26 protein-coding genes and 1 tRNA gene are annotated in these 26,534 nt (G+C 67.6%); 11 read left to right on the plus strand and 16 right to left on the minus strand.

Annotated elements, in window-relative coordinates; all coding sequences use genetic code 11:
* Positions 1-114: 114 nt before the first annotated feature.
* From AMK34_RS31485 to AMK34_RS31495, 3 genes are all read left to right on the plus strand, one after another.
* Positions 115-591 carry a hypothetical protein gene (locus AMK34_RS31485; protein ID WP_143202667.1) on the plus strand — a complete coding sequence of 159 codons (477 nt, stop codon included), beginning with the start codon at positions 115-117 and terminating at the stop codon, positions 589-591.
* Between the two features lie 114 nt (positions 592-705).
* Positions 706-1,443: a hypothetical protein gene (locus AMK34_RS31490; protein WP_073847762.1), complete on the plus strand. Its 738-nt coding sequence runs from the start codon at positions 706-708 to the stop codon at positions 1,441-1,443.
* Positions 1,443-1,841 carry a hypothetical protein gene (locus tag AMK34_RS31495; protein ID WP_073847763.1) on the plus strand — a complete coding sequence of 133 codons (399 nt, stop codon included), beginning with the start codon at positions 1,443-1,445 and terminating at the stop codon, positions 1,839-1,841. The genes AMK34_RS31490 and AMK34_RS31495 overlap by 1 nt, the downstream gene beginning before the upstream one ends.
* A 32-nt stretch (positions 1,842-1,873) precedes the next feature.
* Here the strand turns inward: AMK34_RS31495 and AMK34_RS31500 are convergent, their stop codons facing one another.
* From AMK34_RS31500 to AMK34_RS31510, 3 genes are all read right to left on the minus strand, one after another.
* Complete coding sequence (locus AMK34_RS31500) at positions 1,874-2,764, minus strand: CU044_5270 family protein (RefSeq protein WP_073847764.1); 891 nt, start codon at positions 2,762-2,764, stop codon at positions 1,874-1,876.
* Positions 2,757-3,329 (minus strand): RNA polymerase sigma factor, encoded by a 573-nt coding sequence (locus AMK34_RS31505; RefSeq protein WP_038518035.1) that lies wholly within the window; start codon positions 3,327-3,329, stop codon positions 2,757-2,759. Before AMK34_RS31505 ends, AMK34_RS31500 begins: the two co-directional genes overlap by 8 nt.
* 127 nt (positions 3,330-3,456) lie before the next feature.
* Positions 3,457-4,272: an alpha/beta fold hydrolase gene (locus AMK34_RS31510; protein WP_198941788.1), complete on the minus strand. Its 816-nt coding sequence runs from the start codon at positions 4,270-4,272 to the stop codon at positions 3,457-3,459.
* 376 nt (positions 4,273-4,648) lie between these two features.
* Between AMK34_RS31510 and AMK34_RS31515 the strand changes: the two genes are divergently transcribed.
* Positions 4,649-5,065, plus strand: coding sequence for a DUF6228 family protein (locus tag AMK34_RS31515; protein WP_073847766.1), 417 nt, complete (start codon positions 4,649-4,651; stop codon positions 5,063-5,065).
* 19 nt (positions 5,066-5,084) lie between these two features.
* Here the strand turns inward: AMK34_RS31515 and AMK34_RS31520 are convergent, their stop codons facing one another.
* Complete coding sequence (locus AMK34_RS31520) at positions 5,085-5,531, minus strand: hypothetical protein (protein ID WP_073847767.1); 447 nt, start codon at positions 5,529-5,531, stop codon at positions 5,085-5,087.
* Positions 5,532-5,667: 136 nt separating this feature from the next.
* Between AMK34_RS31520 and AMK34_RS31525 the strand changes: the two genes are divergently transcribed.
* Positions 5,668-6,849: an HNH endonuclease signature motif containing protein gene (locus tag AMK34_RS31525; RefSeq protein WP_073848005.1), complete on the plus strand. Its 1,182-nt coding sequence runs from the start codon at positions 5,668-5,670 to the stop codon at positions 6,847-6,849.
* Here the strand turns inward: AMK34_RS31525 and AMK34_RS31530 are convergent.
* The gene (locus AMK34_RS31530) at positions 6,840-7,985 is read right to left on the minus strand and encodes a HEAT repeat domain-containing protein (RefSeq protein WP_143202668.1); all 1,146 of its coding nucleotides are present in this window, start codon (positions 7,983-7,985) and stop codon (positions 6,840-6,842) included. The genes AMK34_RS31525 and AMK34_RS31530 overlap by 10 nt on opposite strands.
* Before the next feature lie 110 nt (positions 7,986-8,095).
* Here AMK34_RS31530 and AMK34_RS31535 point away from each other — a divergent pair, with 110 nt between their 5' ends.
* On the plus strand, positions 8,096-9,502 hold the full coding sequence (locus AMK34_RS31535; protein ID WP_073847769.1) for a M20/M25/M40 family metallo-hydrolase: 1,407 nt from the start codon (positions 8,096-8,098) through the stop codon (positions 9,500-9,502).
* A gap of 35 nt (positions 9,503-9,537) precedes the next feature.
* Positions 9,538-10,146, plus strand: a complete 609-nt coding sequence (locus AMK34_RS31540; protein ID WP_073847770.1) for a hypothetical protein — start codon at positions 9,538-9,540, stop codon at positions 10,144-10,146.
* Here AMK34_RS31540 and AMK34_RS31545 read toward each other — a convergent pair.
* On the minus strand, positions 10,133-10,831 hold the full coding sequence (locus tag AMK34_RS31545; RefSeq protein ID WP_073847771.1) for a class I SAM-dependent methyltransferase: 699 nt from the start codon (positions 10,829-10,831) through the stop codon (positions 10,133-10,135). The two genes, AMK34_RS31540 and AMK34_RS31545, sit on opposite strands and share 14 nt — an antisense overlap.
* Before the next feature lie 175 nt (positions 10,832-11,006).
* Here AMK34_RS31545 and AMK34_RS31550 point away from each other — a divergent pair, with 175 nt between their 5' ends.
* Positions 11,007-11,261: a hypothetical protein gene (locus AMK34_RS31550; RefSeq protein WP_016331969.1), complete on the plus strand. Its 255-nt coding sequence runs from the start codon at positions 11,007-11,009 to the stop codon at positions 11,259-11,261.
* 45 nt (positions 11,262-11,306) lie between these two features.
* Entirely contained in the window at positions 11,307-12,101 is a 795-nt protein-coding gene (locus tag AMK34_RS31555) for an LmeA family phospholipid-binding protein (protein ID WP_038518057.1), read from the plus strand.
* A 42-nt stretch (positions 12,102-12,143) separates the two neighbouring features.
* Here AMK34_RS31555 and AMK34_RS31560 read toward each other — a convergent pair whose 3' ends face one another.
* The 7 genes from AMK34_RS31560 to AMK34_RS31590 form a co-directional block, all read right to left on the minus strand.
* Positions 12,144-13,250, minus strand: a complete 1,107-nt coding sequence (locus AMK34_RS31560; RefSeq protein ID WP_073847772.1) for a peptidase inhibitor family I36 protein — start codon at positions 13,248-13,250, stop codon at positions 12,144-12,146.
* Positions 13,251-13,380: 130 nt separating this feature from the next.
* On the minus strand, positions 13,381-13,956 hold the full coding sequence (locus AMK34_RS31565) for a hypothetical protein (RefSeq protein ID WP_073847773.1): 576 nt from the start codon (positions 13,954-13,956) through the stop codon (positions 13,381-13,383).
* Positions 13,953-15,575: a VWA domain-containing protein gene (locus tag AMK34_RS31570; protein ID WP_073847774.1), complete on the minus strand. Its 1,623-nt coding sequence runs from the start codon at positions 15,573-15,575 to the stop codon at positions 13,953-13,955. The genes AMK34_RS31565 and AMK34_RS31570 overlap by 4 nt, the downstream gene beginning before the upstream one ends.
* Complete coding sequence (locus AMK34_RS31575) at positions 15,572-16,726, minus strand: toxic anion resistance protein (protein ID WP_073847775.1); 1,155 nt, start codon at positions 16,724-16,726, stop codon at positions 15,572-15,574. The genes AMK34_RS31570 and AMK34_RS31575 overlap by 4 nt, the downstream gene beginning before the upstream one ends.
* Positions 16,726-17,814: a hypothetical protein gene (locus tag AMK34_RS31580; RefSeq protein WP_073847776.1), complete on the minus strand. Its 1,089-nt coding sequence runs from the start codon at positions 17,812-17,814 to the stop codon at positions 16,726-16,728. Before AMK34_RS31580 ends, AMK34_RS31575 begins: the two co-directional genes overlap by 1 nt.
* Positions 17,815-17,953: 139 nt before the next feature.
* Entirely contained in the window at positions 17,954-19,375 is a 1,422-nt protein-coding gene (locus tag AMK34_RS31585) for an ATP-binding protein (RefSeq protein WP_073847777.1), read from the minus strand.
* Positions 19,372-21,027 (minus strand): FAD-dependent oxidoreductase, encoded by a 1,656-nt coding sequence (locus tag AMK34_RS31590; RefSeq protein ID WP_016331961.1) that lies wholly within the window; start codon positions 21,025-21,027, stop codon positions 19,372-19,374. The genes AMK34_RS31585 and AMK34_RS31590 overlap by 4 nt, the downstream gene beginning before the upstream one ends.
* A 128-nt stretch (positions 21,028-21,155) precedes the next feature.
* Here AMK34_RS31590 and AMK34_RS31595 point away from each other — a divergent pair, with 128 nt between their 5' ends.
* Positions 21,156-21,626, plus strand: coding sequence for a hypothetical protein (locus tag AMK34_RS31595; protein WP_241832905.1), 471 nt, complete (start codon positions 21,156-21,158; stop codon positions 21,624-21,626).
* On the opposite strand, the gene AMK34_RS31600 is transcribed toward AMK34_RS31595, so the two are convergent.
* Entirely contained in the window at positions 21,613-22,167 is a 555-nt protein-coding gene (locus tag AMK34_RS31600; RefSeq protein ID WP_038518076.1) for an HdeD family acid-resistance protein, read from the minus strand. The two genes, AMK34_RS31595 and AMK34_RS31600, sit on opposite strands and share 14 nt — an antisense overlap.
* 102 nt (positions 22,168-22,269) lie before the next feature.
* A complete protein-coding gene (locus AMK34_RS31605; protein ID WP_073847778.1) occupies positions 22,270-24,423 on the minus strand; it encodes an RICIN domain-containing protein in 2,154 nt (717 codons plus the stop codon).
* Positions 24,424-24,691: 268 nt separating this feature from the next.
* Between AMK34_RS31605 and AMK34_RS31610 the strand changes: the two genes are divergently transcribed.
* A tRNA-Ala gene (locus AMK34_RS31610) sits at positions 24,692-24,764 on the plus strand.
* Between the two features lie 253 nt (positions 24,765-25,017).
* Here the strand turns inward: AMK34_RS31610 and AMK34_RS31615 are convergent.
* Positions 25,018-26,244 (minus strand): tyrosine-type recombinase/integrase, encoded by a 1,227-nt coding sequence (locus tag AMK34_RS31615; protein WP_083650055.1) that lies wholly within the window; start codon positions 26,242-26,244, stop codon positions 25,018-25,020.
* Positions 26,245-26,534: the final 290 nt, after the last annotated feature.

The raw sequence follows: 26,534 nt of genomic DNA on the forward strand, positions 1-26,534 counted from the left end.
TCAACCCATGGTGACAGCCGTCTGGTGGCTGCGTCGGTACCTCTGGGGGCAGCCATCCGTGCGCGAGTACGGGCCATTCGGGCAACGCGGTCGGGGTGCCGTTTACTGGTGTCCGTGGCCGGAACCGCGCTCAGCGTCTTGACTCCATACCTTTCCGAACGTGTCGAACCGATCGTGGTGGCGGAGTTCGGCGTCGTGGGGATGACCCGCAACGCCGATGATCCGCGGCTTTGGCACTCGGCCGATGGCCTTCCCTACCGTTACTCCCTCGATCGGCCTGACCACGAAACCGATCCCTCGGAGATCGAAATCGTCGAGCAGGCAGCAGGCAGGACGATGCGCTGCGACGTCGGGCTACACGTCTTCGTCAGCGATGTCGCCGGCCGGCCCGTGCTGGGCAGACTGGCACAGCGAATCGCAGAGAAGACCGAGGGCTGGGTGTTCGTCGAATTCGAGACTCGCCCTTCCGCAAGCCTGCTTGAACACTTCGAGCGCAACGGCCGCTGCATCCGTGTCGAGGACTACGTCTACCTCGACGCACCGGCGATGGCGGCGTGGTACGCACACCCTGCCTTCCACGTGGTCAAGTAGGGTCGCCGATTTGCACAGGCCGTTGGCGGAGAGAGCGCCACTTCGACAACTCGACGCTTCTGGCCGCGCAGGTGCGAGACTCGGCGGCAACTTGACGACGCGAAGGAGCTCGCTGTGGCCTCTGATGCCCTTGAACGACCGGTCCCGGCGGCGAGCGGGCCGGGACAGCCGATCCTCGATCTGCTGGACAAGGCCATCGGCTTGCAGACACCACTGGTGCGCAAGAACATCGCCCGGGCCCGTCAGCGCAACCCGGATGCGACGCCCGCGGAGGTCGTGCGCGCGCTGGAACGGATGTACGTCAGTGCCTTGGCGGGCACTGGAGCCGCGGTCGGGGCCACCGCGGCCGCACCCGCCGTCGGTACCGGGGTCGCACTGGCGTTGTCGGCGGGCGAGGCCTTCTCTTCGCTCGAACTGAGCACACTGTTCGTGCTTTCGGTCGCCGAGGTCCACGGCGTTCAGCTGGACGAGATCGAACGTCGTCGGACACTGGTCATGGGGATTCTGCTCGGACAGCCAGGTTCCACGACCATTGTCGGCAAGGCCGCCGAGCGCACCGGCCAGCACTGGGCCCGCCAACTCGTCAGCAAGGTGCCGACGGCGACGCTCCGCCAGATCAACAAGGTCCTGGGCAAGAACTTCATCACCAAGTACGGCACCAAGCAAGGCATCATCGTGCTCGGCCGGGTGGCTCCATTCGGTATCGGCGCGGTGATCGGCGGCGGTGCCAACGCCGCCGTCGCCTCCCTGGCGGTCCGAGCCGCCAGACGCGCGTTCGGCCCCGCACCACAGTCATGGCCTAATACACAGCTGGATCCCGCGCCTTCCGACTCACCCGCCGGCGCACTCTGATGGTGACCGACTTTCCGCCGGACGTTGAGGCGCACTACCGGCGTCTGGCAGCCCAACGGCACTGGCCGCAAGAGACCGAAGCCGCCTTCCGGGCAAGCGTCGCGAGGTACCGGGCGTTGGAGGAGGGCGCTGGGCCTCGCCAGTACTACGAGTACGTGGACCATGAAGGCCTGGTCGACGAAGGCGCTCGCTGGCTGTGGGAAGCGATCGTGGTCGAGCACGAGACAGTGGCCGTCAAGCAAATCGAGCTGGATTCGTCCGGGAATGCTCGCTGCTACTGGTGGCAGAACATCGAGGACGACGCCGGCGGGCTTACCGATCAAGCACTCGACCCCGGTCTCACGTCTGTTTCCCGTTCCACGTTCTACGCGCTCTGGGACCGCAGCACCACCGAGTGAAGCTCAGCGACCTCTGAAACACCACTGATCTGCTACGCGGGCAGAGTGTCGGTCCACTCGGCGTTGATCGTGGCGCCGGCGGGGTCGGCCACCTTGGCCACCGCCCCGTCCATGGTGACGAACACCGACGTCCTGTTCACCCGCCCGGTCGCCGGATCGACGACGAGCCGCTCGCCGTTGGGCAGCGACAGGCCAAGCCCGCCCGGTACCGTGCCGAGGTTCTCGACACCTGGATAGCCGGCGATCGCGCGGAAGGCCGTGGCCCGGACCTCCGGCGTGGCCGGCAGTGTGGACACCAGTGAGATCAACGACTGGAAGCCTGCCTGTTCCCGATCGCTCGCGGTGAACTCGCCCGCGCTCGTCCTGGCGTCGCTACGTTCCAGGGCCTCGGCGATCCAAGCCTTCAATGCATCCGGGGCCGTCGGCAGGGTACGCAACTGCTCGAGGGTCAGATCGACCGCGACCAGCGAGAACGGGCTGGCTGAATGCGCCTTCAGCGGCGTGACCCTGCCACCTGTCTTCGCTCCCCGCATCCACGACTGACCGTCCGGCTTGATCCAGTACTCGTACTCACTCGAAGCGGCAACGCCGTGCGCCACAGTCACCTTCACGTGCCAGTAGCTGCCAGATCCCTCGGGGGATCGCTCAGCGGCGGTGGCGGCCACGAGCAGGACCTCCTGACCACTGATCGTTCGCACCGCCGCGGGACCGTCGACCGGCGCGGCGGGCATGACCGCGATCGCCACAGCGGCAGCGGCAGCGGCCACAGTGAGCCCGGCCCCCGCGATCAGCCGGCCGGTCCGCCGCCGGGAGACCCGGCCGCCGCGGATCCGGTTCTGGAGCCGGTGACGGCTGCGGTCGACCACGTCCTGGTACGGCTCCTCCACGGCCAGCGCGGCGCGCAATGTCTGCAGGTCATTCATCGAGTGCCTCCGGAGTGAGGATGGAGTTGAGCTTCTTGCGTGCGCGGCTGAGCCGGGAACCGACCGTGCCGGAAGAAATGCCGAGCGCCGCGGCCACTTCCTCGTACCCGAGCTGGCCGAGCGCCACGAGCAGGAGCACGTCGCGTTCCCCGGCGGACAGCCGGGACAGCGCCTTCGCGAGTTGAGGAAGCAGCCGCCGGGCGGCCACCGACGCGACCACCCTGCTCTCGTGTCCCTCGGCCACTGGCGCGACGCTCGCCCGCGCCAGCGCCCGATAGTGGCGAGCCTCCCGGCGGCGATGCCTGGCCACCAGATTCGTGGCGATGCCGAACAGCCAGACCCGCACCTCACCGCGTTCGGCGTCGAACGTGCCGCGCCGGTCGAACGCGACGAGGAACGTCTCCGCGGCGATGTCCTCCGCGGTCTGCGCGTCCAGACGACCGGCCGCATACCGATAGATGGCCGCGAAGTAGCGATCATGCACTTCGGTGAACAGTTCCGGGTCCTGCGGCAACCGGGCGGCCAGGTCGGCGTCGGTCACCTGCTGGCCCGTCCCCGCTGTCATAAGTCCGCCTCTGACATGTGGGTCCTTCCCGTCGGCAGTAGGCTTTCACCATCACTTCGCCGCCGGCCGGTTTCTTCTTCCCACTGAACTGTCACGTGCCGCCGTCGCAGAGGCGCGCCGGCGTTGGTCAGAGGACACGCCCGAACAGTTCCAGCGCATGAGCCGTGACGACATCGGGCCGATCGTCCGCGAGGTAATGACCCGCGCCGTCGACGACATGGCCGGCCAGGTCGTCCGCCCGGTCACCGTGGACGTCGAGCATCCCTGGCCGGACCCCTCGATCGGCGCCGCCCACGAGCGCCACGGTCGGGACCGTGAGCCGCCGCTTGCGGTAGACGCCCGAGGAGAAGCGCCCCATCTCGGGGAGGATGAGGTTTCGATACAGCGCCGAGCCGGCCTCGGGATGCCGCGGTTCGTGCAGGCGCGTGGTGAAGACAGCCAGATCTTCGTCGGTGATCGACTCGGCCGTGGCAAACCCACCGCGCAGCAGGTGGCGGGCGAGCCGGTCGGTGGCCAGGGCCCACGGCCCCAGGCGTGGCGTGGCGACAACCGGCTGGAACCACAACTGCGGGATACCGGCCAGCATGTACGGCTTGAAACGCAGGTAGGGGTGCGGGCCGAGGCACAGGAAAGCCGCGATCCGTTCCGGGTGGTCGAAGCAGAGCCGGAACCCGACGAAGGCACTGAAGTCATGCGCGACGAGGCCGACCCGGCGCCGGCCGAGCCGGTCCAGCAACGCGAGCACGTCGGCGAGGACTTCCTTCACGGAGTACCCCTGAGCCGGGGCGTCCGTCCAGCCCGCGCCGCGCAGGTCCGGCGCGATCACCCGGTAGTGCTCGGCGAGCGGAAGGATGACCTTGCGCCACTCCCACCAATGCTGCGGGAAGCCGTGCAAGAGCAGGACCGTCGGGGCTTCTGGTCGGCCGGCCTCGGCGACGTGCATCCGAAGACCGGTAGAGAGCGTCAGGAACGCATGGCTCACGCCGGGGAGCCGCGGCAGATCTGACGGCTCCGGCGGGTCCGGCTCGCCGGATCCGCGAGGTGAGTCATGCGTATTCGCCACGAGACGGTTGTACTCCCTTTCCGAGCCATTCACCATGGGGCTTCTTACGTTCGGGTGTTCACGCTCCAGCGTTGAAGGAGAACCTGATCCAGGGCCGGAAGACGTGGCGTTTCCGAACACGGATCGGGTCGGAAAGAACCTGACCAAATCGACAGCGCCCGGCACGACTACAACCTATCGGTATGACGGCACGCCTTATTGCGCTATACGGGAATTCCGGTTGCCGTCTCCGCGCCCGAAACGCCATGCTGCGACCATGATCCAGGCACGGATTGGCTCCGACCATGACTTTCTGCGGCTGACGGCTGATGGCTCCGACGACGGTGCGCCACAGTACTTGCTGGCCGAGCTGCGACTCCAGGGCTTGTCCGCGTCAGTTCAGGTCGTGCACCACTATGCGACCGGGTTCGCCGATCTCGCGGAGTTCTTCCAGCAGCATGTGAACGACTGGCGTGGATGGGACGGAGTCCGAACCTGGGAGTCCCTCGAAAGGGACCTGAAAATCGACGCGTCCCACCAGTACGGCCACGTGCAGCTACGGGTCACCATCCAGAGGTTTCAACCCGACTGGGGAAACGACGGCTGGACCGCGACCGGTGACTTGACGATCGAGCCCGGTGAGCAACTGTCGCAGATCGCCCAAGAGGTCAAGGCGCTGGCGACCGGCTCATGACGGTTCCCTTCACGTGCGCTCAGAGCCGGCGGCCCGTGGCCGCTTCCCACCATTCGGCGTGCCGGGCCTCCTGTTCCGCGACACTCACGATCTGGTCGAGATCCGCATCGGCCAGCGTATCGACGAGGTCCGCTTCCGAGGTCTTTTCGCCGGTACGCATCACGTAGATCCGCATACCGCCGCCCATGTCCCTGCACATGCCGCTCGGGTAGGTGTCGCGGCGGGCGCCTTGAACGGCGATCGCCCAGCCCCCGGGTTCCAGCTGACGACGCAGCCGGACGAGCGACTCGAACATGTCCTCGGCGGTGGCCGTAAACCGGTCACCATCGAGGAACAGCTCGATCCGATAGAGCGGCCTTGGCCCGTCGTAACCGTCCAGCCAGCCCCGCAGCCGCGCTCGTCGCCCTTCACCGGCACGCGCCACCGACACTTCTCGGTCTTCCAGCAGCCTCGGGTAGTCGCTCACCCTCCCATTCAATCAGCCGCGGCGACGCTCGTGTCCCAGCCTGAACGAAGAGCCATGACTGGCCCGTTCACTCTCCGCGTAAATTCGATCACGCCCTCGCCGCCATTCGAACGTCAGTTCGAGTATGATCATGGGCATGACCACAACTCTCGCTTATAACCCGAAAGCCGCTCGCTTTCTTGACGCCGCGTTCGACGAAGAGCTTTCGCTTCGGCGGACGCAGGGACGTCAGGTACGAGCGTTAGCCGATTTCGCCGCTCGCGGCGGATCACGAAGATCCGTGACCGAGGAGGTCGCCTTGCGCTTCTCGGTCACCCGCAATCACGCTTTCCTGCTCGTCGAGACTTCCTGCGCCCTCGTCGCCCGCCTGCCGAACACGCTGGCGGCGTTGGAGCGTGGCGATATCGACCTGTACAAGGCTTCCAAGGTCATGCAGCTGACCAGAGAGGTGTCGGACGAAGTCGCGGCACAGGTCGACGCCTGGCTGACCAAACGTCTCGCCGACCGTGATCCCGGAGCGATCCGGGGTTCGGTGAGACATGCCGTGCAGAAATTCGATCCCGACGGCTACCGCGAACGAGCGGCCAAGAAACGCGCGTTGCGGCATATCTCGCTGGAACACGACGACGAGACCATGTCCACACTCTCCGGCCACCTTCCCACGGAAGTCGCCAGTTCCATCTACGCCTCGATGAGCCGTGCCGCGCGCTCCCGGCGGAACAAGGACAAATCCCGGACGCTCGACCAGCATCGCGCCGACATCTTCGCCGAACGACTGCTGGCCGAGAACGGCCGGGGCAAGCCGCGAGCCCACATCCATGTCTATGTCGACTTCTTGACACTCGTCGGCGCGCGCGACGATCCCGCGACACTGGCCGGGTACGGACCCATCCCCGACTGGCTGGTCCGCGAAATCGCCTCCGACCCCGGGTCCACCTGGTCTCGGCTGATCACCGACTCCGCCACGGGCCAACTGCTCGAGGCGGGCGGCGACAAGTATCGGTCACCGGCGTCCTTGGCCCGCTTGATCAAGGCGAGGGATCGCGAGTGCACCCAACCAGGCTGCCACCTTCCGGCCGAGGCCTCCGAGATCGACCACATCATCGCGCGGGCTCGCAACGGAAAGACCAATCACCACAACTGCCATATCCACTGCAAGAACCACAACCTGCTCAAAGAGGAACCCGGGTGGTCGGCCGTACCCACCGGCGACGGCGGCATGATCATCACCACGCCGAGCGGCCATACCTACGAGTCAGCGCCAGAGCCGTTCCACGAACCACGCACAGGTCCCGAGGACGATGAAACTCAGACCTGAGCCGGTGTCCCCAAAGCCTTCAAGACCGCCCTGACAACCCGACGGGAAGGATCCTCGACCATCGGCCTCACCGAATCGACCGGAACGGCGTTCAGAATCCGAAGGGCCCCAACGGCTTGAGCTCGCACTCTGGCCGCAGGGTGGCTCAGCAACGGATGCAGCAGCTGCCCGTCCTCTTGCCGCCCCGCCTCGGCAAGTCCCGCGATGGTGCCCAAAGACGGGTTCGCAGCGGAAACGGCCGACCGGTACCAGTCGACGGCGTCGATGCCCGTACGCCGGGCAGCATCCCGCGCGAGCGCACGGATCAGCGAGGAACGGTCGTCCAGCAGACCGGCGATTTCGTTCCAGTGGCCGAGGCGAGCGAGTCCGGTCAGCGCGCTGATCCGTACCTCGCCGTGCCGGCAGGCGGCCAGCTTGCGCAGGACGTCCACGCGACCGGTCCACACGGCCTCGCGGGCGGCGGCCTCACCGGCTCGGGCGCGAAGACCCTTGTCGGAATTCGTCTGGGCAAGCCGAACCATCTCGTCGAGTTTGAGATCGCCACGCCGGGTTCTGACCTCGAACGCGAACCTCGGCACAGCGGAGGTCGCCGAGCACATCAGCTGCTCGAGCACCGCCACGGGGGCGTCGTGAGCAGCCGCGTACAACTGCTGGACGCCGAAGCCCCCGCGACGACGGCGCCGCAGGTGAAGCATCGTTTCGGCGGCGGGCCGGAGGTACGTCGATGGCTTGTCGTGCAACAGCCGGACGACACCCATGCGGGCGGCGTCGCGGACCGGAGACGCCCAATCCGTCATGCGTACCAGCAGGAACGGAAGCATCTCCGGGCGCGGGCTCGCCAGCATCTTCGTGACCGCCACCTCGCGGACTCGACCGTTGCCGTGTGAAGCGGCGATCGCCGTCGTCAACGGCCCGGCCCCACGCCCCGTGAGTCGAAGACCGACGTCGGCCAAGGCCCGCTGAGACCGGCAGTACACATCGAGAGTCGCGACGAGCGCCGGTGTCTCGGTGATCGTCTCGAAGGCGGCCTTGATTTCGGAGGCGTCGCCGGAACCGTCGACGCGCATGAGCGCATCGATGAGTACGCCGACGCGCTGTCCCCTGCTCTCCAAGGTTTCCTGGAGTGCCTCGGCCACGGTCTTGCTTCTTCCGAAGATCACTCGGCGATCTTCCCCGATCCACCACCCACCGCGCTCATCCTTTTCGCGGGTAGACGTCCGATCACGGAACGCGTAGGAACAAGAGAATGGCTGAGGAAAGGTCCAGACGAGTTTTCCTGTCCACGTCGGCCGCACTCTCGGCGGCCGCCCTGTCATCCGCAACTCTCGCACCGAGCGCCCGCGCCGAAGAATCCGGCGAACGCCTCACCCCGCAACGACCGGACGCGGAACTCCGAGCGATCCTCCGGGAGATAGACGAACACCGCATCGAAGCCACCGTACGCAGACTCGCGGCCTTCGGAACCCGCCACACGTTGTCCTCGCAGACCGACCCTGTCCGGGGAATCGGCGCCGCCCGCGACTGGATCCTCGCGGAGATGACGAAATCCGCGGAGCGATCGGGCGGCCGGATGACGGTCGAGGCACAGTCGTACCTCCAGCAGCCCGCTCCACCGCGGATCCCGGTCGCGACCACCATCACCAACGTCGTCGCCACCTTGCGCGGCTCCACCACCCCGGAACGGGTCTACGTCGTGTCCGGTCACTACGACTCGCGGTGTTCGGATCCACTCGACGCGACGAAGGACGCGCCGGGCGCCGACGACGACGCCTCCGGAGTGGCCGTCGCGATGGAGCTCGCCCGGGTGCTCGCCACTCGCCGTCCGACCGCGACCATCGTGTTCGCCGCGGTCGCCGGTGAGGAACAGGGCCTGTTCGGCGCACGGCACATGGCCACGCTGTTCAAGACGGCCGGAACGAACGTGCAAGCGATGTTCACCAACGACATCGTCGGTTCGAGCCGGGCGGACGACGGAACGCGGGACCCGCGGACGATCCGGTTGTTCGCCGAGGGCGTGCCGACGTCGGAAACCCCGGCACAGGCCGACATCCGGCGCGCGGTCGGCGGGGAGAACGATTCGCCCTCCCGTCAGCTGGCGCGGTTCGTACGCTCGGTCGCGGACAACGAAGCGACCGGCATGACCGTACGGGTGATCCACCGGCGCGACCGCTACCTCCGCGGCGGCGACCACATCCCGTTCCTGGAGCAGGGGTATCCCGCCGCGCGGTTCACCGAACCGCACGAGGACTACGCCCATCAGCACCAGGACGTCCGGGTGGAGAACGGCAAGCGGTTCGGCGATCTGCCCGAGTTCTGCGACTTCGCGTTCATCGCCAGGGTCGCGCGGGTGAACGCCGCGACGATGTGGTCGCTGGCGACCGCGCCCGGTACCCCCGAAGACGTCCGGATCCGGACGAACCGGCTGACGAACGAGACGGATCTGGTGTGGCGGCGCGGAACGGACCCGGACCTCGCCGGCTACGAGGTCGTCTGGCGGGAGACGACGGCGCCCGACTGGACGCACGTCGTCAGGGTCGGCGACACGACCGAGGCTAAAGTGGATCTGTCGAAGGACAACGTGTTCTTCGGTGTCCGCGCGGTCGGGAAGAACGGCCACCGCGGTCCGGTCGCGTTTCCGACACCGTTGAGTTGAGGTCGCTGAGTTGAGGTCGCTGAGCTGATGCCACGATGACAGTCACCCCCGGCGACCTCGACGCCGCGATCACGAGTGTGGTCGGTGAACTACGCCAGGCGTCGGGCCGTGACTGGTCGGCGGCGTCGGGCACCGGCGACCTGAACGCCTGGCGCACGGCCGAACACCTCGGCGACTGCCTGATCTCCTATGCGGGCCTGCTGATCGCGCGGCCGTCGACACCGCGTTTCGTCTGCTTTGAATCCGTCGCCGACCAGGCCGCGACTCCATCGGAGATGCTGGAGTTCGTCACGGTCGCCGGCGGCATCCTGGGTGCCACGCTCCGCACGGTGGCCCCGGACGTCCGCGCGTACCACCCGAGCGGCCACGCCGACCTCGAAGGTTTCGCCGGGATGGGCTGCGTCGAAGTCCTGGTCCACGGCGAGGACATGGCCAGGGGACTCGAAGTCACCCTCGATCCGCCGCGCGACGTCTGCTCGCGAGTGCTCGCCCGGATGTTCCCGGATGTCGACGTCACCGGCGTCGATCCCTGGACGGCGTTGCTGTGGGCGACGGACCGGACGGAGCTACGGGGACGGCCATCGCGCGCCGGGTGGCAATGGCGAGGCACCCCGCTCGACGATCCACCTCTCAGCGAGGTCTAAAGGCCACCACAGCCGCCTGGTCGCCGTTCCGCCACGCCACGGCGGCCTCGTCGACCAGCCCGGCCTTCAAAGCCCGCAGATGCCACTCGGCGGGCGGATGCCATTCCGCCGAGGACGAATCGCCGAACAGCCGAGCCCGTTCCACCACGGCCGGTCCCAGCACGGGATCCGCCGCGACCTGAGCCCACCAGGCGCCCCAAGAGCCGTCATCGCTCGCGGACGCCACGGCTTCCCCTTCCGGCATGTCGTCCACATTCGCCACGAAACCGCCCGCCCGCACCAGCCCGGCGAGTTCGGCGTACAACGCCGTCAGGCGGTCCGGTGGCAGGTAGTGCAACGCCATGATCGCCAGAACGGCGTCGTAGCCGCCGTACGGCAACAAGGCGGCCCAGCCCGGATCACGCAGATCGGCCCGGACCACCTCCACCGAAGACGGCAGCGACGCGCAGGCGATCGCCAGCATCACCGGGTCGAGATCGACCAGCGTGACCTCCGCCTCCGGGAAACGCGCAAGCAGACGGGAACAGAGAGTGCCCGTACCGCCACCCACGTCCAGCACCCTCGGCGCCCGCCCGTCGCAGCGCGCCGCGATCAGGTCGATCATCCGCTCGATCGCCTGCTCACGTCCTGGCTGATACCGCGCCATGAGGCGATCCCAGCCGTCACTCCAGTCCCCAGTCGTCATATCGGCAATGATAATCGATACCATCAATCAACCAGTGCGTCACGGTCCGTCTCCGGGTAGTAAGCGAGGTACGGCCGATCGGCGCAACTTGGCCCTTGACGCGTTTGTCACGCCGGAGTGCGGGAACTTTTCCGTCATGTCCAGATGGCGAACCACCAGTAGGAGCAACACCGCCGTGCGCGTCATCACCGGCATCGGCGCGCTGTTCGCTTTCATCGAGCTGCTGTACATGGTGATGGTGCTCGCGGGTGCCAACGCGGGCAACGGTTTCTTCATCTTCATCCAGGCGCTGGCCAGGCCGCTGGCGTTGTTCTGGCCGGGTCTCTTCCCGGTGAGTGACCCGAATCTCGCGGTCATCCTCGACTACGGTCTGGCCGCGGCGTTCTGGGTGATCCTGGCGGGCGTCATCGCCCGTTTCGCGGCCCGCTGACCCCCTGCGGCGGCGATCGGCGTCCCGTTCGGCGACACTGGACGGATGAGCGACGGCAGATGGTTCGACCTGAACCCGCTTCCCGAGCTGTTCGGCCTGGCCGCCGCCGGGCGGGCGCTGTTGCCGAACGTGCCCGTGACCCCGGCCGCGATCCTGAAGACCGTGACCGAGCAGCTGGTCGGGCGCAGACTGACGGCCAAGGTGGACGGGCACGACGTCGGCCTCACCCTGACCGACCTCGACTACCGGACCGACAGCCTCAGCCTGGCCGCCACCGGCCGGGTCGGCGACGTCCGCATCGTCGTCGAGGACGTCGACTGGCCGGAAACCCCGCTCGAACGCATCACCGTCCTGGCGTCGAACGTGCGCCTTCGCTCACTCCCCTCCCCTGCCGCCATCCCCGAACAGGTGAAGATGGCGATCCGGGTATCGCCGGAAGTCCTCCAGGCGCGCGTGGCCGAGGTCCGGCCGGGCATCATCGTGACCCCCGGCGACGACGGGCATTTCCACATCCGCTGGGAAAAGCGGCCCCGCTGGGGACATCTCGCCCTGGAGTCCACTGTGGAGCACGACGCCGTCGTCCTCCGGCCGATGTCCGTCCACATCGGACGCCGCCGGTTCGGCCCGCCGGCCCGGCTGAAGCCGATCGTGCTGCCGCTGCCCGAACTCCCGCAAGGGATCCGGCTCACCGCGGTCGAGGCGCACGACGGTCACCTGGTCCTGCACGCGCTGGCCGAGGAATGGCCGGAGAAGCTGTCCACCATCCCGCTCGGCGACCTGCTGGGCTGGGTGACGACGGCCGTGACCACGTTGACCCTGCCGAGGCTCGGCGGACGGTGACCGGCGATGGCCCTCGCCACGGTGACGAGGGCCATCATCGGATCAGCTGTGCAACGCGCCCTGCGCGACACGCAGCGCGGGCGCGGCGGGCTTCGCGACGGACGCGGCGGCGGTATCCGCCTCCGCGAGGGCGGACGACCGCACGAGACCGGTCTTCGTGCCGCACGCCTTCTTCTTCTCGGCCGACGTCATCTTCTTGCCGACAGTCCTGGTCTGGCCCACGACACCGGGCGCGGGGCCCTCACCGCTGAAGTTCCAGACGTACCACTGGTGGTGACCCCATCGGCGCTTGTCGTACCACATGTCGTACGAGCCGTAGCCCACGCGCATCACCGGAGAGCGGTCCAGACCCGCCCAGTAGCCCGGATTCACCTCGATCCGGGTCTCGACGTTCTCGCTGGTCTCCCAGCCCCACTCCTGGCCCCACGTGCGCTTGTAGGCCACCGTCCACTGGACGAGGAACTCGAAGCCCGCGCTCACGCTGAGCTCGTTCGACACCGTGTTCTTCCCGCTGCGGGTGTCCCGCTTGCCGATCACCTGGGTGATCTTGTTGGCACTGCAGTTGAAGACCGTGTCCACCCGGTTCCACTCGCCGTAGAAGTCCTGGCCGCGCTGGTCGACGTGGGCGTTGCAGGTCTTGGTGGCGCGGCCGCAGTCCTTGAGCAATTCGGCGCGGGACGGCCCACGCGAGTACACGACGGAGCTGCCGAGGTCGTTCATGTTCGACCCGTAGTTGGCGCTGTCATTGGCGTACCACTCCTGGGTGGCGCCCTGGTATTCGGCGTGCTCGTACATCGTGATGTAGCAGTTGTAGAAGGTCTTGAACGAGGAGACCTTGTCGTTCATCGAGCCGAGGAAGCCGATGGTCTGGTTCGTCCCCTCGACGCACGGCGATCCGGTGACGGCGACACTCGCGCCGCCGAAGTTCGCGTGTTCGTAGAGCACGCTGATCACTGTCGCGGACGCGCCGACCTCGCCCGCCGACGCCGCGGCGAGGGACTCGCCCACGCTGTCGAAGCACCGGAAAGCTCCGGTGATCGTGTCGGCGACGCAGTGCTCGTCACGTTCCGCGGCGTTCGCCGGGACGACGACGGCGAGACACATCGCCACAGCGGCCAGGAAGGCCGCCCCGAGTCTGTACTTGTGCACGTCTGAACTCCCTGGGGAAGACGGAATACCGACCATGATCGGATCGGCGTCACGAGTCCACCACGGGGAAACCGGCTTGCCCATGCAGAACGACCGGCAGACTGTTTTTCGCTTACCACTGAACGGGACCCTAGGCCGATTCGCCGCGCTCGCGCAGATAGCGCGTGTGATCGGCCTGCTGATGGACGTCGCCGGCGTAGAAGCGTTCCGCTATCCGGTGCGCTTCGGTCTCCAGCAGTTCCAGCTGCGCGAGGAGTTCGTCGGCCGGCCGTTTGGCCGCGAACCACCAGGGCAGATTCAGGTAGGTCTCCACCGAAAGCGGCAGATCCGTTCGCGCCAACCGGGTGACGGCGTGCTGGACGTCCGGGTTCGCCGCCCACCGCTCCGGCCGCGAAAGGAGATCTTCGAGCACCTCGGCGATCCGCCGCACACCGTCCACAGAGGACTCGGGCATCCGCTGCGCCCGTTCGGTCACTTTGCCCACCAGCGATTCGAGGTCCGCCCGCAGCTGTCCGGCCTCGGCGACGGCGTCCACCGAGACGAGCCGGACCCTCTCGGGCGGCGCGAGCAGGGCGAACACCGCGTACAGCCCCGCGACGACCAGCGGCCACAACCCGCCGACGACGCCGGTCAGGTACAGGGCCAGCCCGATCAGCCCGCCGACACAACCGGCGAGGTTCTTCGTGGAGCCGAGGTACCCGATCACTGGTATCCGCGGATTTCCTGGAACACCTTGGGCAGCACGTCGCCTCGCGCGTCGAACACGTTGCCACCGGTGCGTTTCGCGACCTCGCCGAGTTCGGCGGAGTCGCCTTCGCCGAAGATCACGGTGAACACCGGGATCTGTCGCATCGCCTCCGGCAACGACGGGAACCTCAGCTGGAAGTCCGAGAACTTGGCGCCGTTCGCGTTCTGCCCGTCGGTCATCAGCACGATCGAGTTGAAGCGATCGGGGTCCCGCGCGACCAAAGGTCCCATGATGTCGTACGCGCGCTGAAGGCTGTCGTAGATCGCCGTGCCACCGTTCGCGTCGAGGCCTTCGGCGAAACGCTTGATCTTGTCCAACGCGGGTTGTGGATCGCCTTCCGGGACCGTGAACGTCTCCGGACTGCCTGGCACGGTGTCGAACGGCAGCATCGTGACCTCCTCACGGCTGCGGAACCGGCGGTACCGCCCGGTCAGGGAACCGTCGGCGCCGGTCAGCCCGATCAGTGCGGCGCGCAGCGACTCGATCCGGTCGCCCGACATGGAACCGGAGGTGTCGAGCACGTACAGCGTCCGCGACGGCCGCCGGATCTTGTCGAAGTAGGCGCCCAGCAACGCGTCGACCGCTTGCTGCGTCGCGGGGAACGGTAGCTCGACGAGATCCTTTCGCGCGAACTGCTGCCCCAGCTGGACTCCCGGCACGACCGGACGGCGTTGCGTGGTCTCCATGATCTTGCGCTGGGTGTCCGGCGTCCGCAGCCGTTCGGCGAGCTTGCGGTGAGCGTCCCGCGCGTCGGAATTCGCGCTCTGCAACAAAGTCAGCGGATAGTCGGCGGTGACGACACCGTCGGAGGGATACACCAGCGTCAGCGGTTCGGGGAGTTTCCCGCTCGCGTTCATCGACAGCAGGACGGACTCGTAGTTGATCAGGCCGTCGACCTTCTTGCCGGGATCCTGGCCGCTCGCCCGTCGTTGGTAGGCCTCGGAAAGCCAGCCCGACGAGCCCGCGGACATCGCCTGCGCGCTGAAGAACTCCGTCAGTTTCGGCGTGACGGAAGCGATCTGTTGGGCATCGATCGCGTTGCCCGCCCCCGCGAGCGCCGACGCCACCCCGACGAGCGCCGAGAACCCGGAGTTCGATGCGGACGGGTCGGTCATGCCGTAGGTGAAGGCCTTCTTCCCGGCCTGTTCGGCGACCTCGCCCCAGCCCACCGGCCGTCCGGTCCAGCCAAGCCGTTGCGCCGCCGACGCGGACAGGCCGAGCACCACCGGCGAGCTCATGATCTTCACCTGCTCGCCCAACCGTTTGGCGGCCTCCGGAACCGCCGCCGGATAGCGGTTCGACGAGAACCAGACGGCGTCGTACTGACCGTCCACCTTGCCGTTCGCCAGCGACTCGGTGCCTTCCAACGTCCCGGTGAACTGGAACTTGACCTTGACGCCGGTCGCCGCCGCCTCCTGTTCCAGCAGCGGCTGCAGATCGGCCAATTCGCTGCCCGCGAGCACCCGCAGGGTGCCTGCCTCGGCCTCCCCCAGCCCCGTCCCGCCTTCGCTCGAATCGCAGGAAACCAGTGACAGCGCGCAGATCGCCGCCACCGTGAGCACAGCCCAGCGTTTCACGATGCCCCCTCGGCCGCCGCCGTCTCGTGAGACCGGCGCAGATGGTCTTCGGCCCGCCGGATCTCCCCGGACAGCGCCTCCACGGTCGCCGCCATCGTCGAGACGGCCCCCGCCTTGAACTCGTCGATCGCGTCGATGCTCCGGTAGATCCGCTCGAACGACTCGCGGATCGTCGCCACCGCCACCGCCGGATCGCTGCCCGCGCGCTGGATCTCGGCGCTGCGCAGTTCCAGCATTTCCGCGTTGGCCCTGATCAACCCGTCGGTCGTGGCTTGCACGGCCTGGATCTCGTCGAGGACGTCGCGTTGCCCGGCGAGCGCCCCGTTCACCACCAGCGCGACCCGCAGCGCCGCGACCGTGGTCGACACCGCCCGCTCGATCCCGCGGATCAGCTCGTCGTTGTTGCGCCGCACCAGATCCAGCGCGAGATAGCCCTGCGCACTGACGGCGAGCTGGGTCAGCAGATCCTGGTGCCGCTGCCGGATCGGATGCACCGCGTCAGCCCGCAAGGCCTTGGCCCGCGCAGGGTCGGTGAAGTCGAAGATCCCGGCTTGACGGTCGACGGCCGTGTCGACGGCTTCGGCGAACGCCGCCGCTTCCGACAGCTTGCCGAGCGTCGCCCACAGACGTTCTCGTTCACCCTTGAGCGCGGCGTTGTCCCGTCGCAGATGGTCTTGTCGCGCCCGCAGGTCCAGTACGAGCGCGTTCACCGGCTCGTTCGCCGCGCGATAGCGGTCCAGAGCCTTCTTCACGCTGCCCGCGACCGGGATCAGCCCCATCAGCTTGCGGCCGGTGATCGGCAGTTTCGCCGGATCGATCTCCGCCACGGCCCGCCGGAGCCCGGCCAGGCTCACCGTCGCCTGGTGTTGTGGCGACCCGATTTCCGTGAGCGCCCGCGTCGACCGGTCCAGCAGCGCACCGGCGACGGTCGCCGCCGCGCGCATGTCGGACTCGCCGACCGCGAGCAGTTCGTCCAGGACGCGTGTGAAGTCGGGCGACCGGACGTCGAGTGCTTCGAGACGCCGGGCGAACCCCTCCGCGCGCTTCGTGACTTCGGCGTGGACTTCCGGCGCGAGAGTGACCAGGCCGGCCGCCCGCTCGGCCGGGATCGCCTCCACCGGTTCGGGTGGAGTGAGCGTGAAATCGTCCATCAGTACTGCTTCTTCACCGCGTCGAGCAGACGCTCCAGCGTTTCGTACGACGGCGGCTCGACTGCGTCCACCAGGTCCGAGGGCACCGGCGCCTTGGCCGCGGCGACGACGTCGGCGAACAACCGCGGATCCCCGGTACGGAAACCGAACGTCGCGGCGAGTTTCCCCAGCTCCGGGTCGGTCGCGAGCAGCCTGCCGACCTGGTCGCCGTTCGGTTTCAGCGGCACGAGCGTGTGCTTGGAGTACACCGTCGGCGCGGTGTAGAGCAGCCGCATGTCCGGCCGGATCGACCCGTCGGCGCGCACCAGCCGGTCGACGAACTGCGACTCGTAGATCAGCGCCATCGGGGTCTTGCCCATCCCCGCCGCGAGGTAGTCCTCGAACGGGCCTTCGGTGCTGTTCTGCGTGTATCCCTGGTCGATGAACAGCTTCGACACCGCGGGCAGCACCTTCGCCTCGGCCTCCGGCGTGCTGACGACGTTGTTCCCGTTGGCGACGAAGGAAACGATCGACAGGTACATCGCCGCCGAGTTCGATTCGCGCGGGTCCGTGGTCGTGACCAGCACGTTCTTGCGAGCGGGGAACGCGGTGTTGCCGGGAAGCTGGTCCCAGCGCGTGCCCTTCTGGGCGGCTTCCAGGTACTTCGCGATGTCGAGCACCTGATACTCACCTGCGCCCTTGCGCACGATCCCGTTGGCGCTCAGGAGGTTCACGATCGGCTCGAAGGTCGCGACCGCCATCGGCGACTGGAACGGCGTGTGCACGCCGGTCACCTGGTGATCGCGCTGGATCCGCTGCGCGGCGGGCGAAGAGGACGGGAACGCGAACTCGTACTTCCCGAGGTCCATGCTCGCGATCTGCCGCGAGCCCGCGCTGTCGACCTCGACCTTCAGCCCGTGCTTCGCGAACGCGTCCGCCACCCGTTTGTCGGAGAAGAAGGCGAGCTTCTCCGAACCGATGACCCCTCGCACCGTGGTCAGATCCGTGCCCTGCGCGGTGTTCTCGTCACCGTCCCGGCCCCAGACGATCACCGCGGCCACGGCCAGCAGCAGCACCACGGCCAGACCGATCGACAGACGGCGTTTCACCGGCCAACCCCCTCGTTCACAGGCTCGATCTTTCAGCCCGTACGACTCTTTTGACGCGCGGGCGAGCCATTTCGAAGTGAACGATCGATGAACGGAAGCCGTCGGTAGTTTCTGGCGAAACCTTGGGGGATAAGGAAAATCAGATCACGGACTGCTCCGAGACCGGCAGGCACACGGTGAACCGCGTGTCACCCGGCGCCGAATCGACCCGCAGATCGCCCTGATGCCGTTCGACGACGATGCGCCAGGAGATGTCCAGGCCGAGGCCGGTCCCCTGCCCCACCGGTTTCGTGGTGAAGAACGGCTCGAAGATCCGCTGCCGCACCTCCGCCGGGATACCGGGCCCGGTGTCGCCGATCTCGACGTGCACGTGATCGTCCACCCTGGACGTCCGCAGGGTCAGCGTGCCCTCGGTTCCCATGGCGCCGAGCGCGTTGTCGATGACGTTCGTCCACACCTGGTTCAGCTCGCCCGCGTACGCCGGGATCCTCGGGATCGTGTGGTCGTACTCCTTCACCACGCGGATCCCCGGCGCGATCTTGCCCGCCAGCATCACGAGGGTCGAGTCGAGGCCTTCGTGGACGTCGATCCACTGGTGCGGGGCGCGGTCCATCTGCGAGTACTGCTTGGCCTTGCCGACCAGCACCGAGATCCGGGTGGTCGAATCCTCGATCTCGCCCATCAGCATCTCGGTCTCGAGCGCGTACGCGAGCCAGCGGACTGCGCCGTCGAGGAAGGTCTCGCCGACCGCGTCGAGCAGCCGGTCGAGATCCGGCACCGTCAGCCCGGCACGGACGTAGATGTCGGCGAGATCCCAGCCCTGGTCGATACCGTGGTCGTCGAACCAGTCGCCGATCTCGTCCTCGCGGTCGGCCTGCTGCATCGCGGTCAGCTTCGGCGCCGACGCGACCTGTTTGACCAGTTGTTCCTGGATGTCGAGCAGCTGCTCCAGCAGCGTCGGGTCGACGTTCTTCTTCGCCAGCATCGCGAGCTTGTGCCGCATCCCGGCGACCCGCTCCCGCAGCGACGCCGTCGCGCGGACGGCGGCGGCCGCCGGATTGTTGAGCTCGTGGGTCAGCCCGGCGGACAGTTCGCCGAGCGCCAGCAGCCGCCGTCGCGAACCGATGACGGTGTCGCTGTTGCGCCAGCCGAGGTACATGCCCTCCAGCAGATGCGTCGCCATCGGGAACCAGCGGCGGAACTCGGTGGCGAACTCGGCCGCGGGCAGGGTCAGGAAGGTGAGGTCGCTGACCGCGTGCACCGAAGCGCCGTAGGTGTGTTCGGTCTCCTGGTGCACGAAGAACTGCGTCGCGCCGCAGTACGCGCCGCGCTGGTCGGACCGGATCGTCTCGACCTCGGTGCCGCCGACGAGCCGTGTCATCCGCAGCGCGCCCGACAGCAGGAGATAGAAGCAGGTGGCCGGTTCACCCTCGTGCATGACCGTGGTGCCGCCGGTGTACTGCTCCAGCACGGCGTGCTCGTCGATCCAGTCGAGCTGCTCCTCGCTGAGGTGCTCGAAGAGGAAGAGCCCGCGCAGTTCTTCCCTGGGCAGAACGCTCATTGCTCCTCCAGATAACGGTGGACCAGGGTGACCGCCATGGCGCCTTCGCCGACGGCCGACGCGACGCGCTTCACCGACGCCGCCCGGACGTCACCCGCCACGAAGACGCCCGGAATGGACGACTCCAGGTAGTGCGGGTCGCGGTCCAGCGGCCAGCCCGGCGGCGGGCCGCCGTCGGTGAGCAGATCGGGCCCGGTGCGGACGAAACCGTGGTCGTCCCGCTGGATCTCGGTGCCGAGCCAGTCGGTGCGCGGGGCGGCGCCGATGAAGATGAACAGGTGTCCGGTGGGCACCGTCTCGGTCGCGCCGCCGTTCTCGCACAGGGTCAGCCGTTCGAGGTGATCGTCGCCGTGCGCCTCGACCACGGTGGTCCGGGTGCGGACGTGGATGTTCTCGATCCCGGCGATCTGCTCGATCAGGTAGTGCGACATCGACGCTTCGAGCGACTGGCCGCGGACGAGGATGGTGACGTCGGCGGCGTGTTTGGAGAAGAACACGGCCGCCTGCCCCGCCGAGTTCGCGCCGCCGACGATGTAGACGTGCTCGCCCTTGCACTCGGGCGCTTCGGTCGCGGCCGAGCCGTAGTACACGCCGCGGCCGGCGAGCTCGGCGACGCCGGGGGCCTCCAGCGCCCGGTAGGTGACGCCGCTGGCCAGCACCACGGAATGCGCGGAGATCTCGGTCCCGTCGCCGAACATGACCACGCGCGCGGAACCGCGTGCCTCCAGGCCCACGACGTCGCGGGCGGTGAGCACTTCGGCGCCGAACTTGAGCGCCTGCCGCCGCGCGCGGTCGGTGAGCTGCGCGCCCGAGACGCCGTCCGGGAAGCCGAGGTAGTTCTCGATGCGGGAGCTGGTGCCCGCCTGCCCGCCGGTCGCCTTGCGCTCGACGATGACGGTCCGCAGGCCCTCCGACGCGCCGTACACGGCCGCTCCGAGCCCGGCGGGCCCGCCGCCGATCACGATCAGGTCGTAGAAGTCCTGGGTGGGCCGGGTGGAGAGGCCGACGGCGTCGGCGAGTTCCGGACCGGACGGCTGGCGCAGCACCGTGCCACCCGGGGTGACCAGCACCGGGATGTCGTGCGGCGCCGCGTCCGCCGCCTCGAGGATCCGGCGGCCCTCGTCGTCGTCGACGGAGTACCAGCGGTACGGCACGGCGTTACGCGCCAGGAAGTCGCGCAGGTGGAACGACGGCGAGGAGTACCGGTGGCCGATGAGCTTGATCTCGTCGACCGGCCGCTCCCCCACCGCGCGCCACGTCTCCACCAGCGCGTCGACGACCGGATAGAGCTTCTCCTCCGGCGGGTCCCACGGCTTGAGCAGGTAATGGTCGACGTCGACGACGTTGATCGCCTGGATCGCCGCGTCGGTGTCGGCGTACGCGGTCAGCAGCGCGCGGCGCGCGTTCGGGAACAGGTCCATCGCCTTCTCGAGGAAGACGATGCCGTCCATCTGCGGCATCCGGTAGTCGGCGAGGATCGCGGCCACGGCGTCGCCGCGCAGCTTGATCTCGCGCAACGCGTCGAGGGCGTCGGCGCCGGAATCGGCCCGGATGATCCGGTAGTCCTTTCCGTACCTTCGGCGCAGGTCACGGGCGACCGAGCGGGACACGGCGGGATCGTCGTCGACGGTCAACAGGATCGGCTGGCTCACCGGATCAGCCTATTACGTTCGACCCATGCCGACCGAAGCCGAAAAAGTGATTCACGCCCGTACCGCCGTCGCGTGCGAGGCGGCCACCGCCGCAGGGCTTCCCGGCAACGCTCGTGCTCCCGGAGGGCTTGATCCCCCGCGATACCGGTCTCGTACCCGCCGGTGTCCGTCCGATCGCGACACTTCCGCTCACCTTGGCGGAGTCGGAATCGGACGTCGACGACTCTCCCGACGTCGAGGTCTTCCTCCGCGTCCTGCTCGACGGATACGAAAGCGGAGACACGGTGACGGCGTTCATGGCCGCCGAGCACGCCGACCCGCGGATCCGCCGGTCGCTGCTGCTCGAAGACGGGGTCCCGATCTCCGCCGCGGCCCTGAGTGCGCACGGACCCGGCGTCCTGCTCGGCGGCTCGGCCACGCCACGGGCCCACCGCGGCAAGGGCGCGCAGGCTCGGCTGCTCCTCCACGGCCTGGCGACGGCCGCTCGCGAGGGTCATCGATTCGCCGTCGCGACCGCGGTGGAAGGCTCGCCGAGCCTGTCGAATCTGCGCCGCGCCGGAGCCCGGGTCCACTCGCGGCGGGCCTTCAGGCTTGGGTGAGTTTCCGCAGCCGGAAGGCCAGGACGAGCAGCATCACGCCGTACAGCAGGGCGTAGATCCCGACCAGGAGGGCGATCCCGTACGCGCCGGCGATCGGGTTGAACACGATCACGATGCCCGCGATCAGGGACAGCGCGCCCGCCGCGATGAGGAACGCCTCGCCCTCGATCTGCTTGCGCAGCCGGATCGCCGCGACGATCTCGACGATGCCGGTGAAGATCGCCCAGAAACCGACCAGGAGGGCCAGCACCAGCACCGTGATCCCCGGCCAGATCAGGACGAGGACACCGGCGATGATCCCGAACGCGCCGAGGACACCGTAGGCGGCGCGATGAGCGGCGTCGCCCGGCCGGAAGGCCTGCATGATGCCGCCGATGCCGTCGAAGATGGCGTAAATGCCGTAGAGGATCGCGAGGGCCAGCACGGTCGTTCCCGGCCAGATCAACGCGAGAATGCCGAACAGGATGGCGAAAACCCCGCGCACGGCGGCGAGCGGCCAGGCCAGGCGGGGTTCGACGACGGTGAGACCGACGAGAGGCATGTGCCGAGTATCGGAGCGCCCGCGCGGGAGCGCGCGGCACGCCACCCGTTGGGGTGAGGCCGGTGCGCGCCGCGACCGCCATCACGGCGCGCACCGGTGTCATCAGGGATAAGCGACCAGATTGGCCACGTTCGATCCCGAATCGGCCGGTCCACCGCGGTCGTTGATCACCCGGGCGATGGTCCCGTTCCCGCCGAGGGAGACGGCGACCATGCTGCGGAACCGGACGTTCGCGTTGTTCGGCACCTCGATCGCGCGATCCGCCACCACACTCGGATTCACGTTGAAGAAGCAGTAGCTGCCCAGCCCGTAGGCCTCGTGGTTCGTCACCGAATCCGCCACCTTGTAGGCCGCGTAACCCCGCGTCGAGCCGTTCATCCAGGCGGCCTGATTCGGTGGGTCGTAAGGCATTTCGTTCTGGTAGAAGTACGTCCGGCCGCGTTCGCCGTTCCAGATCGTCTGGTACTTCTGGTAATGCTCGACGAACAGGCCGTACATCGTGACGTCGTCACCGTTGACGATCAGGCCCGTGTCGGCGGTGTTGGTGTTCCACCCGACCCCGCTGCCGTGGTCGGCGCGCCAGATCCAGAGGTGGTCGCCGATGACGTCGTCGCTGTTGACCACCAGGCTGTTCGTGGCCTTGCCGACGCCCGCCCCGCCGATGCGGAAGAACACGTCGTGCAGCGAAGTCGGGTTGGCCGCGTGGTCCTGCGCGGAGTTCGCCGGGCCGACCTCCATCAGCGTGTTCGAGTTCGTGGTGCCCGCGTCGATCAGCACGCCGGCGATCTTGACGCCGTCGACGTCGGCCACCGTCATCGCCGTGATGCCGTTGTCCGGGATCAACGTCGCCAGGCCGAGTCCCAGCACGATGGTGTCCGGCCGGGTGACGCGCAGCGTCTCGTTGAGGTGGTAGACGCCCGGTGTGATCAGGAGGTCCTTGCCTTCCGCGAGGGCCGCGTTGATCTGCGACGCCGTCGTGCCGGGCTTCGCGATGAAGAACCGGCTGATCGGCAGCGAGGACCCCGGCTGGCCGGCGCCCCACGTGATGCCGGAGGCGTTGGTGCGCTTGGAAGGCACGAAGACCTGGTACGCACCCGCGGCGTCGACGTAGAGGAACGGCTTCTCCCGCACGACCGGTGTCGTGTTCACCGTGGTGTACGGCGGATTGGGGAAACTGGTCGTCGGTGCGCCGCCGACGCCGGCGAAGACCATGTTCCAGTTGGAGCCGCTCCAGCTCCCGAACTGCGAGTTGCGTGAGATCCACTGCTGCTGCGAGCCGGACCGCACCTGGCCGTCGACCTTCACGTCGGACATCCAGCCGCCGCTGGACCAGCCGCCGTCGTCGAGCTGCAGGTTGCCGCGGACATGCATGCGGCGGTACGGCGCGGCCTGCGAAACGGCCCACCGATCGGTGCCGCCGTTGGGGTTGACGGACAGGTTTTCCGCGCCACGCCAGAAGTTCTGCGTCGCGTTGCCCTGGAACCAGTCGGCCTCCGCGTGCACCGCGCCGTTGATCGTCACGTTGTCGGGAGAGAGGCCGAGCCCCAGCACCTGCGTGTAGAACCCGACGTTCACATCGACGTTGTACGAGCCCGGCTTGAACAGCAACGCCTTCCGGTTCGAGCCGAACTGGCTGGTCTCCTGCTGCGAGAACACGCTGTTCACCTGGGACTGGATCGCCGACTGCGACATCCCCGGATCGAAGACGAGTACGTTCGGTCCGAGGTCGGGATTCGCGGTACCGGAGACCGGGGTGAGCCGGAAGGACTGGGCGCCGGTGCCGTTGCAGGCGTACTGCTGGAGCTGGGTACTGTCCTGGGTCGAGAGACCCGGGATGTCCAGGCACCTGCCGCTGTTGCGGCTCACGAAGTGATACGTCCCGTCCGATTCCTCGACGGGCTGCCACTGCTGGTTGTTCCCGCCGCCGTAGGCCCACAGGTGGATCAGCCCACCGTCGGCCGTCGACACGTCGGCGACGTCCCACACCTGCGCCGGGGCGTTGCGCGTGTTGACCCGGTAGTAGCCGCCCGAGGTGGGCTGGAACTGCCATTGCTGGGAAAAGGTCTGGTTGCAGGCGTACTGCTGGACGACCGTCCCGTTCGCCGTCCCGGCGGCGCGCGCGTCCACGCATTTCCCGCCGGTGGTCGACACGGTGTACCAGGTGTCGGGGACGATGGCCGCCTGCGCTGCCGGAGCCACCACCAACAGTGCTCCGACCAGGGAAAACAGGGCTATCAGGGCTGCTCTGGCCCTCATCAGGGTCTCCTCCGCGTCATTCGGGCAGGGCGAGCTGAGGCGGAGCCCAGTGGAGACGCGGCGTAGCGGGCGGGGACCTCGGCGTCACGATGCCCGAAACGTAACGGCGGTCACATGCGGAGTCAATACACGTCTAAAAATAAGTCACAAAGATGCAGGTCATCGACGTTTGCCCGACCCGTGGGCGCATAGAGTGACCCCCGCGTGAACGGCCTCCGCGGGCGGTGTAATGTATGGACACACGAGATGCGGAGTACAAATCCGCTCCGGGGCTATGGCGCAGCTGGTAGCGCACCTCACTGGCAGTGAGGGGGTCAGGGGTTCGAGTCCCCTTAGCTCCACAGTACGAAAACCCTCCCGAATCAGCGGAACTTCCGCAGGTCAGGGAGGGTTTTCTCGTTCGACGGCGGATCTTCGGTGATCAGCTGAAGATCCACGGCGGATCGATTCAGGAGCCTCTGCTGGAGGATTTCTGGAGGATCGATCTTGCTGCTCCGCCTGCTTGATGATCAGCAACAGGCGCCAGGGCGAGGGTCCATAGGGCTCGCGGCGAAGCGAGGCAGGAGAACTCTCAGCTGCTGCAGGCTCTCACCCTTATTTTCCCACCACCGTGGCGCGGTGGGGGTCAACCAACGTTCCCGTAGATCCGGCCGGCTGTGGCGCGTTCGGTCGACCCACAACCGTGCGCGCTTTCTGCCAGCGCCGCTCGAGACAGCGGAGCAAGCGTCGCTCGACTTCAGGGGCGACGTGGCTATAGGTCTCGACGATGCGGTTGTCGAGACGGTGCCCGAGCCGTCGGGCTTGGGCGATCTCGGGGATACCGTCGGCGATCATCCATGTCTTGTGGCTGTGCCGGAGTCCGTGGAACGTCAGGCCCGGCCGGGCCGGTTCGATCGGCACAGCGGCGTCGGGACGGTGAAGGTTTCCGTCAACCGCGGGGCGGAAGACCCGTCGATCGAAGTCACTGCGGCGCAACCAGCAGCGACGCGGACTGGCGAACATGAAGTCGCTATCGTGACCGTCCAGGTGATCCCGCAACAGATCGATCAGGAACGGTGGCAGCGTGATGGTGCGTGCCGACGCTGGAGTCTTCGGCGGTCCGAGCCAGAGCCGATGGTTGCCTTCATGCAAGCAGCCGGTGTCCGGATCGATGACGATGCAGCCGTCGTCGAGGTGCGTGTTGACGCGGCGCAGACCGGTCAGTTCGCCCCAGCGTGCCCCGGTCCAGCCCGCGGTCACCACCAACAGCCCGTAACAGCGGCCGCCGAGCAACTCCGCGTTGTCGGAGATCCGGACGACTTGCTCGGGCGTGGCCCAGATCCGTTCCGCGGGAACGGGCGACCGCTCGCGGCGCCGACCACGTCGCGCCCTTCTACGCACAGGATTGACGGCGATGAGCCGCTCATCGACAGCGTCGTCAAGCATCATCGAGAACACCGTGACAATGCCGGCCACCGTCGACCGGGCGTAACGGCGCCGCAACTCCTTGACCCACAACGTCACCGCCAAGGCGGTGATATCGCCGACCGCGGTACTCCCCCACCGCGGCTCGATCTGGTTACGGATCCGGCCGCGATAGTTCTCCTCAGTGCGGACCTCCACGTCGAGAGTCTCGGTCCACAAGGCCACCCAGGCGGACACGTTGGTCTTCGCCGCCTGCGGATCCAACCAGATACCACGCCGCTGATCGGCCTCAATCTGATTGGCATAGTCATCAGCCAACTTCTTGGTACCGAAACCAGAACACGACCCTATCCTGCCATCAGCCGTGGGATAGCGAACACGCCACGAGCGCGGGCCGATCTTCTCTGTCCAAGCCATACTGACCTCCCGGACGCCAGCGTCGAAAGTGGACAGACCCGGTATGCGCCACCGTCTGACAGTTCGCAACTCGGCTACTACCAGTGCAAACGCGATGAAGGCAAGGAACGCAACGCCACTCTTATCTGCTTCGCCCGGCGCTGAGACGTCCGCTAAAGCGGATTCCGGGTTCGAGCCCATGATGGCGTGCGGCCAGGCCGGTACTCTATTTACCCGGCCGGATAACTCCGCTCGGGAACCCACAGCGCTCCCGTCCACGTCGATGAGCTGCAGATACCCTCGGATTACAA

Source organism: Amycolatopsis sp. CB00013, assembly GCF_001905755.1.
GTDB classification, from domain to species: domain Bacteria; phylum Actinomycetota; class Actinomycetes; order Mycobacteriales; family Pseudonocardiaceae; genus Amycolatopsis; species Amycolatopsis japonica.